The 18,084-nt window shown below is 65.8% G+C and carries 17 protein-coding genes and 1 tRNA gene; 6 read left to right on the plus strand and 12 right to left on the minus strand.

Going from position 1 to position 18,084, the window contains the following annotated elements:
* From EC845_RS15130 to EC845_RS15155, 6 genes are all read right to left on the minus strand, one after another.
* A complete protein-coding gene (locus EC845_RS15130; protein WP_148077317.1) occupies window positions 1-810 on the minus strand; it encodes a glycosyltransferase family 2 protein in 810 nt (269 codons plus the stop codon).
* A gap of 752 nt (window positions 811-1,562) precedes the next feature.
* Entirely contained in the window at window positions 1,563-2,570 is a 1,008-nt protein-coding gene (locus tag EC845_RS15135; protein ID WP_123298966.1) for a tripartite tricarboxylate transporter substrate-binding protein, read from the minus strand.
* Between the two features lie 52 nt (window positions 2,571-2,622).
* Window positions 2,623-4,041 carry a sensor histidine kinase gene (locus EC845_RS15140; protein WP_123298967.1) on the minus strand — a complete coding sequence of 473 codons (1,419 nt, stop codon included), beginning with the start codon at window positions 4,039-4,041 and terminating at the stop codon, window positions 2,623-2,625.
* A gap of 10 nt (window positions 4,042-4,051) precedes the next feature.
* Window positions 4,052-4,717 carry a response regulator gene (locus EC845_RS15145; protein ID WP_123298968.1) on the minus strand — a complete coding sequence of 222 codons (666 nt, stop codon included), beginning with the start codon at window positions 4,715-4,717 and terminating at the stop codon, window positions 4,052-4,054.
* A gap of 38 nt (window positions 4,718-4,755) precedes the next feature.
* Complete coding sequence (locus tag EC845_RS15150; protein ID WP_123298969.1) at window positions 4,756-5,763, minus strand: tripartite tricarboxylate transporter substrate binding protein; 1,008 nt, start codon at window positions 5,761-5,763, stop codon at window positions 4,756-4,758.
* Between the two features lie 144 nt (window positions 5,764-5,907).
* Window positions 5,908-7,056 carry an MBL fold metallo-hydrolase gene (locus EC845_RS15155; RefSeq protein ID WP_123298970.1) on the minus strand — a complete coding sequence of 383 codons (1,149 nt, stop codon included), beginning with the start codon at window positions 7,054-7,056 and terminating at the stop codon, window positions 5,908-5,910.
* 190 nt (window positions 7,057-7,246) lie between these two features.
* Between EC845_RS15155 and EC845_RS15160 the strand changes: the two genes are divergently transcribed.
* Window positions 7,247-7,321, plus strand: a tRNA-Arg gene (locus tag EC845_RS15160).
* Window positions 7,322-7,503: 182 nt separating this feature from the next.
* On the opposite strand, the gene EC845_RS15165 is transcribed toward EC845_RS15160, so the two are convergent.
* From EC845_RS15165 to dacB, 5 genes are all read right to left on the minus strand, one after another.
* Window positions 7,504-7,836 carry a DUF6176 family protein gene (locus EC845_RS15165; RefSeq protein ID WP_123298971.1) on the minus strand — a complete coding sequence of 111 codons (333 nt, stop codon included), beginning with the start codon at window positions 7,834-7,836 and terminating at the stop codon, window positions 7,504-7,506.
* Window positions 7,837-8,405: 569 nt separating this feature from the next.
* Complete coding sequence (locus tag EC845_RS15170; RefSeq protein ID WP_123298972.1) at window positions 8,406-8,762, minus strand: hypothetical protein; 357 nt, start codon at window positions 8,760-8,762, stop codon at window positions 8,406-8,408.
* A 372-nt stretch (window positions 8,763-9,134) separates the two neighbouring features.
* Window positions 9,135-9,794: a chorismate lyase gene (locus EC845_RS15175; protein ID WP_123298973.1), complete on the minus strand. Its 660-nt coding sequence runs from the start codon at window positions 9,792-9,794 to the stop codon at window positions 9,135-9,137.
* A gap of 38 nt (window positions 9,795-9,832) precedes the next feature.
* A complete protein-coding gene (locus EC845_RS15180) occupies window positions 9,833-10,741 on the minus strand; it encodes a phosphoribosylaminoimidazolesuccinocarboxamide synthase (RefSeq protein WP_123298974.1) in 909 nt (302 codons plus the stop codon).
* A 189-nt stretch (window positions 10,742-10,930) separates the two neighbouring features.
* Window positions 10,931-12,526, minus strand: a complete 1,596-nt coding sequence (gene dacB, locus EC845_RS15185) for a D-alanyl-D-alanine carboxypeptidase/D-alanyl-D-alanine-endopeptidase (protein ID WP_233598100.1) — start codon at window positions 12,524-12,526, stop codon at window positions 10,931-10,933.
* A 92-nt stretch (window positions 12,527-12,618) separates the two neighbouring features.
* Here dacB and tsaB point away from each other — a divergent pair, with 92 nt between their 5' ends.
* The 4 genes from tsaB (at window position 12,619) to EC845_RS15205 (ending at window position 16,073) form a co-directional block, all read left to right on the plus strand.
* Window positions 12,619-13,407 carry a tRNA (adenosine(37)-N6)-threonylcarbamoyltransferase complex dimerization subunit type 1 TsaB gene (gene tsaB, locus EC845_RS15190; protein ID WP_123298975.1) on the plus strand — a complete coding sequence of 263 codons (789 nt, stop codon included), beginning with the start codon at window positions 12,619-12,621 and terminating at the stop codon, window positions 13,405-13,407.
* Between the two features lie 120 nt (window positions 13,408-13,527).
* Entirely contained in the window at window positions 13,528-14,067 is a 540-nt protein-coding gene (rimI, locus tag EC845_RS15195) for a ribosomal protein S18-alanine N-acetyltransferase (protein ID WP_123298976.1), read from the plus strand.
* 95 nt (window positions 14,068-14,162) lie between these two features.
* Window positions 14,163-15,128 (plus strand): uracil-DNA glycosylase family protein, encoded by a 966-nt coding sequence (locus tag EC845_RS15200; RefSeq protein WP_123298977.1) that lies wholly within the window; start codon window positions 14,163-14,165, stop codon window positions 15,126-15,128.
* Window positions 15,129-15,170: 42 nt separating this feature from the next.
* On the plus strand, window positions 15,171-16,073 hold the full coding sequence (locus EC845_RS15205) for a LysR family transcriptional regulator (RefSeq protein WP_123298978.1): 903 nt from the start codon (window positions 15,171-15,173) through the stop codon (window positions 16,071-16,073).
* 84 nt (window positions 16,074-16,157) lie between these two features.
* On the opposite strand, the gene EC845_RS15210 is transcribed toward EC845_RS15205, so the two are convergent.
* Window positions 16,158-17,288: a YncE family protein gene (locus EC845_RS15210; RefSeq protein WP_123298979.1), complete on the minus strand. Its 1,131-nt coding sequence runs from the start codon at window positions 17,286-17,288 to the stop codon at window positions 16,158-16,160.
* 285 nt (window positions 17,289-17,573) lie between these two features.
* Here EC845_RS15210 and EC845_RS15215 point away from each other — a divergent pair, with 285 nt between their 5' ends.
* Window positions 17,574-18,026, plus strand: coding sequence for a DUF2214 family protein (locus tag EC845_RS15215; protein WP_123299192.1), 453 nt, complete (start codon window positions 17,574-17,576; stop codon window positions 18,024-18,026).
* The last annotated feature ends 58 nt before the right edge of the window (window positions 18,027-18,084 follow it).

Raw genomic sequence — 18,084 nt, forward strand, 5'->3', positions numbered from 1 at the left:
TCACCGGTAAATCCTGATAGAGACCCTGGCCTCTTCAGGCTTCAAATGCTCGACGTCGCGCAAAAATTCATCCATGATGATTCTGTTATCGCTCGAGCTATAGGTCTTCCCCTGCTCACGATAGCTGTGGTCCACCGTGACCGCATCGATGATGCCCATCGTCATATTCAGCTCTCGGGTCTTTTTGGGCCATACAAAATCAATGCCCCAACCCATGGGACTTCGCTCGTCGAAAGGCAACAAATGACGAGCAGCAGCCCTGTCGAAAACAAAAACCGGTCCAATCTCGACAAACAAGGTCTCGCGCGCCTTGACACCCCACGTCCGCAAACAGAACTTGTGGTCTCGGTAGCTGAAACGCGTACGAGCCGGCTGGCTGATCGAGAAGCCGCAGCTCGCTACCCAGGCCAAATAGGCATCGACAAAATCCGGACACAACGCCACATCGTCATCCGTGAAGATGATGTAGTCATAGTCATCGACCTCGAGACCCGCCAGCATTTCATTGAGCAACTTGAATTTCGGGATCAGCTGCCTGCAGTGCCTGACGGTCACCGCTTTCAGGCCCGGATCCGAAGTCGGGGGCGTCGCGCCCAGAGCGACCCATTTCTGGTCGACATCATGGTGCTGCGACTTGGCGAAATCCACAACCAATTGCGATGCCTGATTGACACGGTCGGTCAGGTAGATTCCCAACACCAGCACCCGAAAACGAGGAACATCCGCAGGCGCGCGCGGAGGACGCCCAAGGAGTCCCTTTGCAAACATTCGGCGCAAAAGTGGCCGAGTGACATAGTTGAAATAATTCACTTGGGCAGTCTTTTCGATTCCAAAGCTGCAGAGCCCTCTACATACGACTCGCCTGTACTGACCGAGCTGTAGACAATATTCTCAAGCCCATCAAACAGGCAATGGATAATCATGCACACCCAGCCTGCCGACACGCGTGCACGTCAAAGGCGATCGCGTGAAAAATGAGATTTATCAACTCAGACAGAGAACATAAAAACGATTCTATTGAATGCCAAACATCGGCAAAGAAAAACCTCACAGCGAATCTGCCTCCTGATTTCTCAATTCTCTTCGCAAGCCGAGACAACCTGCGTCCGTAATGACAATTATTAAAAAATCTTGTCATTGCCCCGGCAGGCCCAACCCAGCAGGTCTCAACGCAATTTCAGCCATTTGTCGTCGCTCATTACGAAAAAACGTTCTGTTTTTTCTTTACGACATCGAACAGATGATAGCGAAAGCATCAGCAAATGGGGCCGCTTTCGGCAAAATCTCCGCAGCCTTCGTCAGTGGGGAAAAAAGCAACGTATAACCCGGTGAAAACATCCTTGCCATTTCTGAAAATCCGGCTTACTCAAGTTCTCGAAACAGGGCATGATGCGGATTCGGGATCAAGAGGCTTCACTTGGCCATGCTCATGGTCAACTGCAAGGCGCCAGTGAGTGTTCGGCTTTTCAAGCGTGCATCGAGTAGGACGAAAGGCTTCATCACCCCAGGATGGAGACGCTTTCAGACAGACTCTGCGATGACCGCCGATCCTGGAGACCACATCACCGCAAAAGCCACCGTTGCAACCGCAAATCTTCGGCCAGAGCGCGGTAGTCTTCCAGACTCTTTTCCACGAACTGCTCCAGCTTCGGCCCGGTGAGCGAAAACTCGAACAGGCCGTATCGATCCCGGATCGCGGGATACGCGGGATGCCCCAGCATCTCGGCCAGGGCGGCACGCCATCGGGCAACGGCCTCGGCCGACACCTGTCCCCCGGTGTACAGGCCGCGAACCGTGCGCCAGACCAGATCGACGCCTTGTTCCTGGGCGGTCGGTGTGCGGGACCATATGCCTGGCAACCGATGCTCGGACAGCACGGCCAACGGCCGCAAGGCGGCGCCGTCGTTCAGTGCCAGCATGGCCTCGGCGGCATCGCCCGTGAAGACCTTGATGTGCCCGCCCGATAGCGCAGCCAAGGCGTCACCGCCGCCTTCGAAAGAGACAAAACGCATGGCCTTGTGGTCGAGGCCCGCCGCCCGAACGATCAATGCCGCCTTGACCCAATCCTGACTGCCCACCGTGCCCCCTGCCCCGAACACGACTTGCCGCAGGTCGTCCCGAATCGCGGCCAGCAGATCGGCCATGCTGCGTAAGGGCGAGTCGCGATGGACGGCTATCAGGCCGTAGTCGGCGCCCAGCGCGGCAAGCCATCGGACCGGCTCTCCAGGCGGGCCGAAGCGCCCTTGGGCCAGATTGAGCAACGAGCCGCTGGAGAAGGCGACCACCGTCGAATCCCCGCCGATGGCGTTCGACACCATGCGCTGATAGGCCATGGCGCCGATGCCGCCCGGCAGATAGGTGGATTCAAGCGGGGGCTCATGCTTGCGAACCAGTTGCAGACCGTCGCGGGCAATGAAGCACGTCAGCTCGAAACCCCCTCCCGCCTTCGACGGGATGATGCACTCTGCCGCATTCGCCGCGCCTACCTGAGAAGCCGCGGCCGCGCTGGAGGGCTCTCTCGAGGCCGCATGCGCATGCGGCCAACCCGTGGCGCCCAACACCGCGGCCATCCTCACGAGAACTTGCCGGCGGTCGAGCGGTCCCGATCGGGGTGCAAAACGGTCAATCATGCGTTCGATCCTGTGTGTTGTCCGGCCACCAGATCGTGGCTCGCAGTCCGGGGCCATCCGGCCGCCGATGCAATCCGAGTTCGCCGCCATGCCGGCCGGCGATCGAGCGTGCAATCGCCAGGCCGAGCCCCGACCCGCTGCTGCTCGCGTGGGCCCCCTTTCGGTAACGTGTCCCCAGGGACTGCAGCTCGTCCTCGGAAAGCCCCGGACCGTTGTCCTCTACGGCCAGAAGCCACCCCGCACCGCGCATCGTCACACGCGTCGCGGATGCGGTCACCACGCTGCCCTCCGGCGTATGGTCGATCGCATTGGACATAAGGTTCGCCAAGGCCTCCTGCAGCAGACCGGCGTCACCGATCGCCCAGCAAGGAGAGGGCGCGGCGTCGATACCGAGATCGATGTTTTTTGCCTTCCCTCGCGGAAGCAGGGACACGGCGACCGTCCGCAGCAAGACCGCCAGATCCAGCCTGTCCTTCCTGATCTCGACGCTGTCGCTTCGCCCCAGCGTCAAAAGCTGGCGCGTGGTGCGCGTCGCCCGGCGGACCTCGGTATCGAGCGCAGACAGTGCATCGATCACGCCGTGACCGCCGCCCAATCGCTGGGCCACGGCAATCTGCATCTGCAAGGTCGTGAGATGTGTTCGAAGCTGATGGGACGCGTCGTCCAGGAACGTCCGGCGTTGATCGAGGAGCAGTTCGACCCGGGCCATCTGATGATTGACGGCCGTGACCAGCGGACGCACATCCGCAGGCAACTCCCGATCGGGCAGCGGTGTGACATCGTCCGGGCGGCGCTCCTTGACCTTGCGCGCCAGAATGGCCAGCGGCCGCAGCGCCGCCGCCAAGGCCAGCATGGTGCCCAGCAGCATCAGGATCAGCACGGCCGAGTCGCGATACGCCGCTCTCTGCACAAACCGGTCGATGAACTCCTGCCGGGACAATGTGCTTTCGGCGACCTGTACCAAGACCGTCCGGGTCTGACTGCCGATGGGTGCGCGGTCCAGCGCGCGGCGGTAGGCAACCAGGCGGACCGTCTCCCCATAGTAGACGTCGTCGTAGAAGACAGGCCTGTCGCTGAGTACGGGCGAGGACGGCATGGGCATGTCGGCGCTTCCCAGCTCGACGAGGCCGTCCGAGGTCGCGATGCGGAAATAGACCTGCCCGTTCGCCGTCAGCTCGAAGAACTCGAACAGGCGATAGGGCAACTCGACCGACAGGCCCCCCGACGCCGTGGAGATGCTGGCGTCGATGGCCTTGAGCGCCCCCAGCAGCGAGCGGTCATAAGCCGAGTTGGCGGCCTCGATCGCATCCTTTCGGGTCATCCACAACTCGACTCCCGTGAGGGCGACCAGAAAGGGCAGCAGCAGGACCGCCAGTCGCTGGCGCAGGCTGGCGCGCCTGGCTTTGGCCATCGTCCTGTCGCTAAGCCAGCTCAAGGACATAACCCAACCCCCGCAAGGTATGGATGCGAACCGGCGTCGTGCTCAGGCGTTTTCTCAGCCGATGAACGATGACCTCGATCGCCTCGAGATGAACCTCGTCGTCGTCCGAAAAGACCCGGTCGATGATCTGTTGTTTGGACAGAGGCTCCCCGCTGCGCTGAAGCAGCGCGCGCAGCACCGCATGCTCGCGCGGCGGCATGTGCAGCACCTCGCCATGCAGCGTGAACTGCCGGCGAGCGGTTTCGTAGACCAGAGGGCCGCAACTCGACCGGGGATGCTCGATGCCCCGCGATCGCCGCACCAGAGCCTGAAGGCGAGCCTCGAGCTCAGGCAAGGCAAACGGCTTGGCCAGGTAGTCGTCTGCACCGGCATTCAGCGCGTCGACACGGTCATTCACCGAATCCCGTGCCGTCAGGATGAGCGCCGGCAGACGCTGGTCGCGTTCGCGCAGGCGCCGGAGCACTTCGTGGCCGTCGAGGCCGGGCAAGCCCAGGTCCAGCACCAGCGCGTCGTGATCGCGCAGTTGGAGCGCGCTGTCGGCCGAGCGGCCGTTGTCGACCCACTCGACCTGAATGCCGAGGTGCTCCAGCGCCTTGCACAGCCAGGTCCCGAGCGTGTGCTCGTCTTCCGCGAGAAGGATACGCATCGATAAGCATCCAAGGGAGCGCCAACACCGCGCCTGGTTCAGTCAGGTTTGATCTGGGCTCGGGCAATCACCTTTTTCCAGCGCTCCTGCTCCGAAGCGATGAACTTCGCAAACTGATCCGGCGTATCGCCGATGGGCTCGGCGGCGTCGGCATGCAGTCGGGCCAGGGCGTCGGGTGCCTTCACGGCCTTCATGGTTTCGGCCGACAGCTTGGCCAAGTGATCGGGCGCCAGATTCGAAGGGGCGATTAACCCATACCACTGGGTCATCTCGAACCCAGGAAAACCCTGCTCGGCGACCGTGGGCACGTCGGGCAACTGAGGCAATCGTTGCGAGGAACCAGTGGCGATGCAGCGAACCTTGCCCGCCTTGATGAACGGAATGATGGCGGCGGCACCGACGGCCGAAGCCTCGAGGCGCCCCGCCATCAAGTCCGTGAGCATCGGGCCCGTTCCGCGGTAAGGCACATGCAGCATGAAGATATCGGCCGACATCTTCAGAAACTCGAACGCCAGGTGACCGGCACTGCCGTTGCCCGCAGAGCCGTAGCTCAGCTTGCCCGGCTTGCTCTTGGCATAGGCGATGAACTCGCGCAGGTTGCGAACCGGCACGTCGGGATGAACGACGTACAGACTGGGCACTTTGGCCAGCAGGCTGACGGGTTTGAAGTCGCTCAGTTTCCAGGGCATTTTCTCGAAGATGTAGGGATTCACCGCCAAGGTGCCGATGTGCCCCAGGATCACGGTGTGCTGATCCTCTGCGCGTGCCACCTCCGACATCGCGATGTTGCCGGCTGCCCCCGGCTTGTTGTCGACAAAGACACTCTGGCCAAGCGTCTTGCCCAGTTCGGCCGCCGTCGATCGGGCCACGATCTCCGAGCTGCCGCCCGGTGCAAAAGGCACCACGAACCGGATCGGCTTGGTGGGCCACGCTGTCTGGGCACTGGCAAGACGGGGCAAAAGGCCGGCAGCCGCCAGCGTGCCGGCACCGGACAAGACACGCCTGCGCGTCAAGCGTGCCGTGCCATCGATCAAAGAATGTTCCATGTTGTTTCCGTTTTTTTGAAGGAAGAGCGAGGTCGTCGACACCCTGCAACTGCAACGCATGCAGGCGCTGCACGGGCAGACGTCGGGATGGGGACGATGCATCGACAACTCGGCCCCCTCGTCGATGCATCGCCGGCGCCGGGATCAGTCGCCCGCGCATTCGAGCTGGCCAGCCCGCGGATTGGGACCCTGCTTGCCTGGGCCCGGACCCGTGGCCGGCAGTCCGTAGACAGCCTTGACTTCTGCGTTGTCGACAGTCGTGAACCCGTTGGCCGTCAGGCTCCAGGCGTCGAAATAGTTGTCCGGATTGAAGGCCGTGGTGCCCACCGATTTGAGATAGGCCGTCAGCAACGGAACCTCGGACTCGAGATACGGAAAGTGCAGACCGTATTCCAGGCTGAAGCCCACGCTCTGCCCATCCACCAGCGTGTTGCGCGTGCCGAGGTGATGCGGGGCAAAATACTTGACGCCGAAGGCAGGCACGATGATGCGCGCCTGATTGACCACCCGCGACTCCGGTCCGCCCTGCCACAGGTCGATGTTGGGAATCCCGGCGGCCTTGAAGGCCGTCATCAGGTTGTCGAACGGCGAGGGATAGTTCTCTTCGCTGGCCGTGCCCTTGTTGACCACACGCGGAATGAACAATTCCTGACCGCCCGCACCGCTGTCGGATGCGTAGATGGACACGACCTTCTCAGGTGTCCTGGCCGTGATCAGGAAACCGAACGTCTCCACGCCGGCCGACCCGTTGCCGCTGACGCCGCAGCTCAGGCTGTGAAGCCAGCGGACCACCCTGACGGTCACATAGGGAGAGAACTCGAACGTTTCCCCGCCCTTCAGCGACGTGCACTGCGAGGCCGGATTGCCATAGGCCACCACGTCTTCGCAGACCGCGCGAGGGGCGTAGATGGGCTTGCCCGTCTGTTTGGCGTATTCGGGAATCTGAAGTGCATGGTCGCCATGCTCATGGCCCACCAGGAAAGCGTCGACGCTGCCCTTTTTCGAGAGTGCACCCAGCACCTTGGTCACAGCCGCCGGCGTCGGCGCCCTGCCGCTGTTGACCACCTCGCCGTCGAGAATGAAGCCGAAGTCGCCGGCCTGATAATGAAAATTGCTGATGCCGAACCAGGTGGTGCGCACTTCGCGCGGCTGGTCTGCCGGGATCACGACCGGCGGATCGACCGGATCGACCGGCTGAGCCACGTCGTCATCCGAGTCTCCACCACCGCAGGCTGCAACGATCGCGGCCGCACTACAGATCGCACCAAGCGCAAACAGTCTGTACTTCTTCATAAGGTCTCCGTTCTTTTTTCAAGTGATCGGGCTGGCTGTCACTAACCCTCGATCACGATAAAAAACGGAACCTTTCAAAAGGCTGTCAAAAGAAACCAAGCCGGGTAAACACGGACCGCACGCTTCTGCGCCGTCCCGTTCCTGCGTCTGCAGGTCGGCGCCGTTCATCTCATCTACAATCCGGGGCTTCGTCCTCATAGTTCAACGGATAGAACGAGTGCCTCCTAAGCGCTAGATACAGGTTCGATTCCTGTTGAGGGCACCAGATCAGGGTCCGGAACGGTGTTCAACCGTCCGGACTTTTTTATTAAGCGGCGGATAGGTCGATGCAGCATGCGGCACGTTAAGACCTGCCCACGCAGAATCGGACGTACAAGCATGCGCTCATGAAGGACATGCATGGCAAACGCGCGATCTGCGAAAACGGTCCCTGTCTTGTCTCTGGTGTTACGTCTGCTTTTGCTGCAGATCCAGTAACAGCTCCAGTTTGCGCACATCGACCCAAACTTCGCGCTTGAACGCTTGGTGAAACTGATCGATAGCAGCAACAGAAGTCGCTGCAACTTTCGACGCCTGCCCGATGGATCGGGCTCGCATGTAGTAGATCAAAAAATCTCCTTCGGTGCTTGAGTCTAGAAACACGGACTCAATAGACACACCTTCCGATGCAAGCGTATCAAGCGCTTCTGATTCGCGACCAGCGATTTCACGAGCCCACTCCCGTGCCCGAGGAAGGCTGCCCTCTTTCAAGCGAACTCGCACACAAACGACATCTGTCATATTTCGATCCCCAACCGATCTGATGAACCTGAGGTTGCTAGGTTCGACGTTCCGCGTCCACCTGCGTCATTGCGGACACCCGTGCTCCCTCGCAAGCGTAGCCGCTGCCGCCCTTTTCCTGCTCATTTCCTCGACCGCGAGGCGCTCCTTGAGACTCGGTGACGCCTGGTCGAGATCGATCGTCGCCAGGGCGCACGCCGCACAATGGGCCATGGCATCGAAATAGCCGCTCATGAGCTCGTCGTCGAAGCGAGCGGCGTCAAAAGAACGCTCGCGCCCTGTCTCTGTTGGCCACGAAGTTCATCCTTCCAGGCCACACGTAACCAACGGGATGCTGCCGAAACGACACAGCCGATAGATCGAGGCAGCGAATGTCAGGGGTGCTCGAGGGCTGAAATGCTCGCCTGTCCCAGATCGGTCCAGAACCGCCCGGCTCGACGACATCGCAGCCCATCGACCGCATGGCGGTTGAGGACAGGCACGATTCGAACGGCACCGCGCCTGTACCTGTGCGAGAGCACCAGCTGTTTTCTCAGGACTGCCCGATACAGGCAGCACACGCCGCAGGCCTACTGCAAGGCATCCGGCGCATCCACCCAGGGCACGGCGGGGCGCTGACGCTCGCCGCCGGCGTGTCCGACCGCCGGGCGGTCTTCGGCCATGAGCACAAACCAGTCGTGCTGAAGCTTGTTCACCATGGCGCAGAAAGGCGTGGACAAGGTGGGGTGGGCAGACAGGCGCAGCAGGTTGTCGATGATCTTGGCGGCGATCATTTGCTGTTCGGCCGGGCGGCCATCGGCCTGCGCGTGGCCGGTCATGAGGGCCAGGGTGCCGGCCAGCAGGGCTTCGGCGCTGTGGCTGCCCTGGTCCGGATCTTCAGGGGTGGCGGGCTGGGCCGGGCGGAGCTGTCGTTTGGTGTGTTCCATGACGTGTTCCTTTTGTCTCTTTGTCTCGCACAGGGTGCAATCCCCGGCTCTGCACGCAGAGGGCGGACCGGGGGGCCGGTGCTGACTCGCCTAAAAACGCAGCGCAGCAGCAGACCCGTCGACACCGCCCCACCACGCGCACAGGCGCCGGAAGGACCGCAGAAAATAAGGCTGGCTGGATTAATGCGCGAGTGGCTGGAACAAGAACAACGAATCAGCGGGGGTCGGCAATAGAGCTGGCTTGGCCGGATAGTCGGTGCATGTCGCAAGGCTGGCTGTGCGCTCGCGTGTGAACACGAGAAAAGAAGCGCGGCTGGCTGGAACAGGCGTCAAAATTATGGCACCCCGTCCGCAAAACTAGCCTTTAGTGGACTAGGACACTGGCCTTTTGCGCCGCGGGGCCGAATCGGGTGCCGTCATCGACGCACGGGCCAGGGAGGCCGACGCTGCGCGATCCGACGCCAGTTGCTCGAGCAAAGCGGGCAGAAAACGCTCCATGACCAGCAGGCCCTGCCCCTGGCGCACAAACACCGACCGCCGGGCGGGATGCTGCCGGCGGCTGCCGAACCCGGGACCGGACGCGTCAGGACGCTGCCGGGCCGTCCTCGCCGGTGGCCGTCCGAAAACCAGGACCGAACGCGACACGGCCGGATCGGCAAAGAGCAGGCTGCCCAGCGACCGGTGGCCCAGTCCGCGCACCGCCCGCCATGCGCCGCGCGAGGCGCCGACGGAGAGCACCGAGCGGGCCGCCACCAGGGCGACTCCGCCGACATGGAGTTCGATCTCGCGCACCAGCGCAAAGGAAGCCGTCAGCCGCAGGGCGCGGCGTTCATCGCGTCTGGGCCGTGCCAGGGCCTGGCGCAGCACGACGACCCGCAGCGGCCCCAGGGACTGCAGCGCGGCGGTGAGCGAAGCCAGCCCCGCCATGGCCGTCCAGGGATCGCCCTGGCGGCGGGTATGCCAGCCCGCGCCCAGCAGACGACGAGGCGGCCGGTGGCGGACGGCCGGCTGCTTGCGGGGACCGGCCGTCACGCGCTTGCGCAGGATGGGCGGGTGAAAGGCCGAACCGCTCAGGCCGTGAGACGGGTCAACGCTTCCTGGTACTTGGCGGCGGTATTGCCGATGACTTCGGCCGGCAGTTCGGGAGCCGGCGCGGTCTTGGGCCAGGGCTGGCCGTCGATGCGCACGGATTCGAGCCAGTCGCGCACGAACTGCTTGTCGTAGCTGGGCGGATTGGCGCCGGTGCGGAAAGCCTCGTCGTAGCCTTCGATGGGCCAGTAGCGCGAGGAATCGGGGGTCAGCACTTCATCCATCAGCACCAGCGTGCCGTCGGCATCCAGGCCGAACTCGAACTTGGTGTCGGCAATGATGATGCCCTTGGTGCGCGCGAAGGCGGCGGCTTCCTTGTAGATCGCGATGCTGATGTCGCGGATCTGTGCGGCGAGCTCGGGGCCGACGATCTCGACCACGCGTGCGAAGTCGATGTTTTCGTCGTGTTCGCCCATCTCGGCCTTGGCGGCCGGGGTGAAGATGGGTTCGGGCAGCGGGCTGGCGTTGCGCAGGCCGGCAGGCAGCGGCACGCCGCAGACGGATTGGCTTTGCTGGTATTCGGACCAGCCGCTACCGGCCAGGTATCCGCGCACCACGGCTTCGACCGGAATGGGCTTGAGACGCTTGACCAGCATGGAGCGGCCGCGCACCAGTTCGGCCTCGTCGGCCGACACGGCGCTTTCAGGCGCCTCGCCCGTGAGGTGGTTGGGCACGATATGGCCCAGGCGGGCAAACCAGAACAGCGCCATCTGCGTGAGCAGTTCACCCTTGCCGGGGATGGGCTGGCCCATGATGACGTCGAAGGCGGACAGGCGGTCGCTGGCCACCATGAGGATGCGGTCCTCGCCCACGGCGTAGTTGTCGCGCACCTTGCCGCGTGCGAGCAAAGGCAAGGATTTCAGGGAAGAGGTATGGAGGGCAGCGGTCATGGTGAGGGCGCAGGGGGCGCTGGGCGTGGGCTGGCGAGGCCACCGGTGTCCGGCAAAACGAAGGGGACGACCGGCGGATGCGGAAAAAAGCCCGTGGCAGACCACGGGACCCGGATTATCGCAAGACTTGGAGGCCCCTGCGGTTTTGTCCCCTGCCCGCCCCGGCACGGCCTGCGTGCGAGCTGGCCGTCATTGGGGCCCGCCGTCGCGCGCGGCCCAGGCCATCAGGGCGTCGTAGGCCGGCCGCACGGCGGCGGCGTTGGGGTCGTTGGCGATCATGATGACCACATAGGTGCGGCCGCTGTCGCCCAGCACGTAACCGGCAACGCCCGAGGCATCGCGCAGCGTGCCCGTCTTCAGGTGGCCCGAGACACCGCTGCGGTTGCGCCGCAGGGTGCCGTCGACGCCGACGATGGGCAGCGACGCCATGAACTCGGGCTGCAGCGGCGAGCGGTAGGCTTCCTGCAGCATGCGGCCCAGTCCTTCGGCGCTGAGCCGGGCTTCGCGGCTGAGCCCGGCACCGTTGTCGGCCACCGGCACCTCGGAGCCGGGGAAACGGAACTGCCACCAACGTGCCAGCGCACGGCGCGAGAGATCGTAACTGGCGGCGAAACGCGGCTGCGCGGCGGCACCGGGCTGCGTCGGCAGCGGCAGGCTGAGGCTCAGGAACACGTGCTGCGCCATGACGTTGTTGCTGAACTTGTTGACGTCGCGGATGGTCTCGGCCAGGCTTTGCGAGCCCTGGCTGAAGACCGGTGCCAGGCCGGCCGGCGCCAGGCCGTCGCGCACCTCGCCCAGCAGCGTGCCGCCCAGCCCTTGCCACAGGCCGAGCACGGCCCGGGCGGTGAAGGTGGCGGGATCGGCATAGGCCAGCGGCCAGCTCTTTTCGCCGCAGGCTGCGGGGTAGCGGCCGTTCCAGCGCACCGCCTGAGGCGAGGAAAAATCCGCCTGCAGCGCCGCACGCCAGTCGCCGCACGGCTCGTTGCTCAGCGGCACCAGGCCCGGCACCTCGACCCCGGCCAGCGGCGGCTCGGCGTGCACTGCGGCATAGGCCGTCGCACCGGGTGCAGCAGGCTGCGGCACGAAGGTATAGACCTGCGACTTGAAGTTGACGAGCAAGGCGTCGGGGCTGGCGTTGTAGGGCCGCAGCGGTTCGCCGTCGAACGCACCCGCGTCGTGGGCGGGCAACGAGAAGGCGGCGCGATCGAGCAGGATGCTGCCGGCAATGGTGCGGATGCCCAGGCCCTGCACACGCCGCATCAGCAGCCAGAGCTTCTCGACCACCAACCCCGGATCGCCGCCGCCCTGGATCACGAGGTCGCCCTCGAGCACGCCGTTGCGGATGGGGCCGGTCAGGTAGACCCGGGTCTGCCAGGTGTAGGCCGGCCCGAGGTTCTCGAGCGCGGCATAGGTGGTCACCAGTTTCATGATCGAAGCGGGATTGACCAGCGCCTGTGCCTGCCAGGCCAGCCGGGCGCCCTGCTGCGCGCCGGCGTCGACCACCAGGGCGGTGACGGACGAGGCCGGCAGCTTGGCGGCACGCAAGGCGGCATCGACGGCCGCCGGCAGTGCGGAAGACGGTGCGAACACAGGCGCACGGGCAGGCCCCGGGGCCGCCGTCGGCGCAGCGGCGGGATACGCAGGCGAAGCCGGCAGCGGTACGGCATCCTGCGCACGCGCGGCGGCGGCGAAGCCGGCAGCAGCGGCCACCAGGCAAAGGACCAGGGAACGGGAGGACGATGAACGGGTCGCCGCGCGGGCGCCCTGCATGGGCAGAAAGGGCATGCCCGCCATTTTGCTCGCGGCAGGGCCGGACTGGCGCGAGGGCGATAATCGGCGCTTGATCACGCGGCTCGGCCGCCCGTCCCCTCGACACCATGAAATTCCTCGCGCTGGAAACCAGCACCGATACCCTGTCCGTGGCCCTGGGTGCCATGGCCACCGCCCCCGGCTCCGCCGGCCCCACGCCGGTCGTCCTCGGCCACTACAGCGGCGCCGGCGGCGCGCAATCGTCGGCCACGCTGCTGCCCGCCATCTCGCAGTTGCTGGCCGATGCCGGCTGGCGCCTGGATGAACTCGACGCCATCGTCTTCGGCGCAGGGCCGGGCTCGTTCACCGGCTTGCGCACGGCCTGCTCCGTGGCTCAGGGCCTGGCACTGGGTGCCGGGCTGCGCGTGATTCCCGTCGATACCCTGATGTGCGTGGCCGAGGAAGCCCGTTACCAGTACACGCTGTCCCACCCGGGCGAGTCCCCGTGCAGCCGCGTCGCGGCGGCCATGGATGCCCGCATGGACGAAATCTACCTGGGCGTCTTCGAGTGGCCGGCGGGTTTGTCCTCGCCGTCGACCGGGCTGCCTGCCGCACGGGGCGAGGCCGGCCTGGCCGCCCCCGAAGCCCTGGATCTGCCGGCAGACACGCTGGTCGCCGGCAACGCACGCGCCGTGTTCGGAGAGCGCCTGCCGGCCGCCACCCGGGCGCTGCCTTTTGTCCACTGCCTGCCCACGGCCACCGCCTTGCTGCGGCTGGCCCCGGCACTGCTGCAGCGCGGCGACGCAGTCGATCCGGCGCTGGCCATGCCTCGCTACGTACGCGACAAGGTCGCCAAGACCACCGCCGAGCGCCTGGCGGAACGCCAGGCCGCAGCCGTCGCCGCAGCCCCACGCTAGCCCGGCCCCGGCCGGTTTCATTCGCGCCCTCTTCACCAACGGCGGGTTGCAATGACACAATAAGCCCACCGGCGCCGCGCCGCCGGCCAGCCGTTCTTCCACAGCAGCCCTTTCTTGCGCATGAATGCCGTTGTCAGTCCCTCCACGCCGCCAGAGCCAGGCCCAGGCCCCGACGATGCCCGCCTGCAGCGGCTCGTGCTCGTCAATGCGGCCGATGAACTCCGGCTGCGCGACTTGATGGACATCGAGACCGCCAGCTACACCCATCCCTGGACACGCGGCAACTTCGCCGACTCGGTTCACAACGGCTATCTGGTCGAACTGCTGATGGCCGGCGAACGCATCCTGGGCTATTTCGTCGCCATGAAAGGCGTGGGTGAAGTGCACCTGCTCAACATCACCGTGGCACCGGATCAGCGCGGCCAGGGCTGGTCGCGGGTCATGCTCGATGCGCTCGCCCTGTGGTCGCGCGGCGAAGGCGCACAGCAACTCTGGCTGGAAGTCAGGCAGAGCAACGACCGGGCCCGTGCCATCTACGAACGCTACGGTTTTCAGGTCGTCGGCGAACGCAAGCGTTACTATCCGGTGTCCTGGACCAAGCGCGAGGACGCGATCGTCATGAGCCTGGATCTGCAGACCCCGGCGCTCCCCGCGGCCTGACGATCGTCGCACCGGGCGCCCGCCGTGCGCGGCGCGCGGTCGCCGGCCCGGTCGCCGAACCGTTTTTTGTTTTCTCTTCATTTCACTGCACGTTCATGCCTGTTTCCGCCCCCAGCCTTGCCCTCGACACACGCCAGCGCGCCATGCTGGCCGAGATGGGCATCCGCACCTGGGCACCGCTGGACGATGCGGCCCCCACCCCGGCTACCCGGGCTGCGGCGCCTGCAAGCTCTGCGGCAGCGGCCGGCAACACGGCGCAGCAAGCCGCACCCGCGCTCCGGCAGGGACTCGATGTCGGCCTCGGCACACGGCCGGCATCCGGCGCCGGGCCGGCCAACCCTCCGGCGTCGCCGAGCGTCGATCCGGCCACACGAGCGGCGGCCCGGCCCGTTCCCGGCAAGCCGCAGCCGGCGCGCGCTGAAACGCCTGCGGCTGCGGTCGATAGCCATGCACCGACCCGGCCCGCCGCCCCTGCCGCGAGCTCGATCCCGGCAACGGGGCTGGCGCCGATCGCCGTGCCGGCCGAGCTCGCCGACCTGGATTGGCCCGCTTTCCAGGCCCGTCTGGCCCAGGCCGTGCTGCCCGAAGGCGAAACCCGGGTGCTGTCGGGCCACGGCGATGCCCAGGCCCGCTGGCTGTTCATCGGGGATGCCCCCAGCGATGCGCCGGTGGCGGCCCCGGTTGCAGGCGGCCGCGCCGCACCGGCCGAACAACTGCTCGACAACATGCTGCGCGCCTGCGGGCTCAGCCGCCAGGCCGGGGCCTTCCTGGCCTACACCCACCATGCCACGCAGGATGCGGCGGGCAGCCAGGGACACGCCTGGATGGCTCGGCTGGTCGAGCTGCTGCAACCGCGTGTGATCGTGCTCATGAGCCGCTACGCCACGCAGAGCCTGCTGCAGACGCCGGTCGCACCCGGCCGGCTGCGCGGCCAGGCCCTCGAGGCCTTCGGCATCCCGGTAGTGGTCAGCTATCCGCCTTCCCTGCTGCTGGGCAAGGCCGACCAGAAGGCCAAGGCCTGGGCCGATCTGTGCCGGGCCAAGGCCCTCGCTGCAGGCTGACCGTGGCGGGTCTTCACACCGCATGCCGCGCCGCGGCCCGACATGGACAAACTCAAACAGCTTGAAACCCTGGTGGCCGTCGCCACCCGTGGCAGCCTGACGGCAGCGGCCCGCGCCGAAGGCGTGGCACCGGCCGTGGTGGGCCGCCGGCTCGATGCGCTCGAGGCACGCCTGGGCGTCAAGCTGCTGGTACGGACCACCCGCCGCATCACCCTGACGCACGAGGGCAGCGCCTTCGTCGAAGATTGCCAGCGCCTGCTCGCCGAGATCGACCATGCAGAAGCCAGTGTCAGCGCCGGCAGCGTGCAGGCCAGCGGGCATCTGCGCATCACCGCCCCGGCGGGCTTTGGCCGCCAGCACGTGGCGCCGCTGGTGCCGCGCTTCTGCGACCTCCATCCCGATGTCAGCCTCTCGCTCAACCTGAGCGACCGGGTGATCGACATCGCGACCGAAGGCTACGACTGCGCCGTGCGCGTGGGCGACCTGCCCGATTCATCGCTGGTGAGCGTACGGCTGGCCGACAACCGCCGCCTGTGCGTGGCCACGCCGGCCTACCTGCAGCGCCACGGCACACCGCAACGCCCATCCGATCTCACCCGCCATGCCTGCCTGGCCCTGTCGAGCGAGGCGTCGCAAACGCGCGGCTGGGCCTTCCAGGTCGACGGCGAACTGCTGCACATCAAGCCCAGCGGGCCGCTCGACTGTTCGGACGGCCAGGTGCTGCACGCCTGGTGCCTCGAAAGCCGCGGCATCGCCTGGCGCAGCACCTGGGAGGTCGCGGGCGACATCGCCAGCGGCCGCCTGGTCAGCGTGCTCGACGGCTATGCGGCCGCCCCCAACGGCATTCATGCCGTCTTCACCCAGCGCAAGCACCTTCCGGTCCGCCTGCGCCTGTGGATCGAGTTCCTCAAGAGCACCTACGGCGCCAGCAGCTACTGGCGCTGAGGGCCCGGTGCCCAGGTCCGGCCGGGCAGATCTGCCGAGCCGGCCCGGTCCGGCGCCTGCAGGCCGGCTCCCGGGCTCAGCGGCTCAGCGGCCGAGCGGAATGCGCACCACGCTGTCGAGCGCGCCCTTGCGGTAGGCCGGGTGCTTGTCGCCATGGGGCGCCTTCACCGTGACGTACAGCGTCTGGCCGTCGGCCGACAAGGCCAGGCTGTTGGGGTGCACCGGCAGATCGACGGTGCGCTTGACGGCATAGGTGACTGCATCGATCACCGTCAGCTTGCCGCTGCCCACCGGCTGCTCGCGCGAGACGCCGCGGTTGGTGACATACACCTCCTGGCGCGCGGCATTGAACAGCACATCCAGCGTGCCCAGGCCGGTGTCCACGCGCTTGAGCACCTGGCCGTTGCGGGGATCGATCACCAGCAGCGCGTTCTGCTGGGCATCGGCGGCAAAGATGCGCTGTCCCTGGTTGTCGAGCGCCAGGTTGATGAAGTAGTGTTCCTGGCCGTCGGGCACGTCCAGGCGCTGCACGATCGTCTGGGCGTCGACGTCGATCACCACGATCTGGTTGCGGCCGCCATGGCCCACGTACAGTCGCTTGGCAGCCGCGTCGTAGGCAGCGCCGGTCGACCACTTGCCCACGGCCTCGAAGGTCTTGGTCACGCGGCCGGTGGCGCCGTCGACGATCCAGACCTTGCCCTCCTGCTCGGGGCTGGTCACGAAAATGCGGTTGCCGGCTTCGTCGACGATGACCTTGCGGGTATGCGGCGCTTCACCCTTGGCATCGGGCTGGCCCACCTGCACGACGCCCTTGACGGTGCCGCTGGCGGCTTCGACGACGGTCAGCGAGCCGTCCAGCGTGTTGCCGACGTACAGCAGGCCGGTCTTGCGGTTGTAGCCCAGGGCAAACGCGCGGCGATCGAGCTTGAGCGTACGCGCCACCTGCAGCGTGGCCGGGTCGACCTGGTAGAGCAGACCGCCCTGCGTCTTCTCGAACGACGGCGTGGCGGCCACGAACAGGGCCGAGGGGCTGGCGGCCGCGATTTCGTACAGGCCGACGGCGACATCCTGGCGCTGCACGGCGGCCGGCGCTGCGGCCGATGGGGCCTGAGCCGTGTCGGCGGAGCCGGAGGAAGGGGCGGCACAGCCTGCAAGCAAGGCCAGCGACAGGCAGGCGCCCAGCGCGACAACGGATTTGGACAGGTTCAGAGTCATGATCGAAGCTCGAGGTCAAAAAAGAAGAATCGCGCAGACGCCGTCCGGCCGGGGCCGAGGATGCCTGCTACGGCGGCTTACGTGATCTATGTCGTTTGAACCCTGCCAAAAGGACATCCTTTGGGCCGTCTTTTTTGTAACCAAATGAATCTCGATCATGGCCCGAACGCCGTCATGCCCCCCGTCGCGGCCGGCCCGCGCGACAATGCGGTCAGCCTGGCAAGCCGTCCATGCCCTGCCTGGACCCGACCGGCGCCTCCCCCCGACGACTCCCTGCCCCCGACCATGACACTCGAAACCCTGCTGGCCGCCCTGCACATCACGGCCATCCTCACCCTGGTGGTCTTTGTCTCCAGCGCGGCCGCCCTGTGCCGGCCCGAATGGTTCAACGGCCCGCTGCTCGAGCGCCTGGCGCGCGTGGACATGATCTACGGCATCTCGGCGGTGGCCGTGCTGGCCACCGGCCTGGCCCGCACGGTGTGGGGCATGAAGGGCATGGGCTGGTACTGGGGCGGCCCCTTGCTGCACCTCAAGCTCACGCTGTTCATCGTGCTCGCGCTGGTCTCGATCAAGCCCACGCTGACGATTCTGTCGTGGCGGCGCAGTTACCGCGCCACCGGCGCCCTGCCGCCGGCCGATGCCATCCTGCGCACCCGCAAACTCATCATGATGCAGGCCCACGCCATTCCCGTGATCGCCATCGTGGCCGTGTTCTACGCCCGCGGCTGGTGGCACTGATCGTCCGGCCGGGCCCGCCGCTGCTGCGAGCGCGGCCACTTGCCATGCACACCTCGTA

Source organism: Comamonas sp. BIGb0124 (assembly GCF_003752175.1).
GTDB lineage: Bacteria > Pseudomonadota > Gammaproteobacteria > Burkholderiales > Burkholderiaceae_C > Comamonas_F.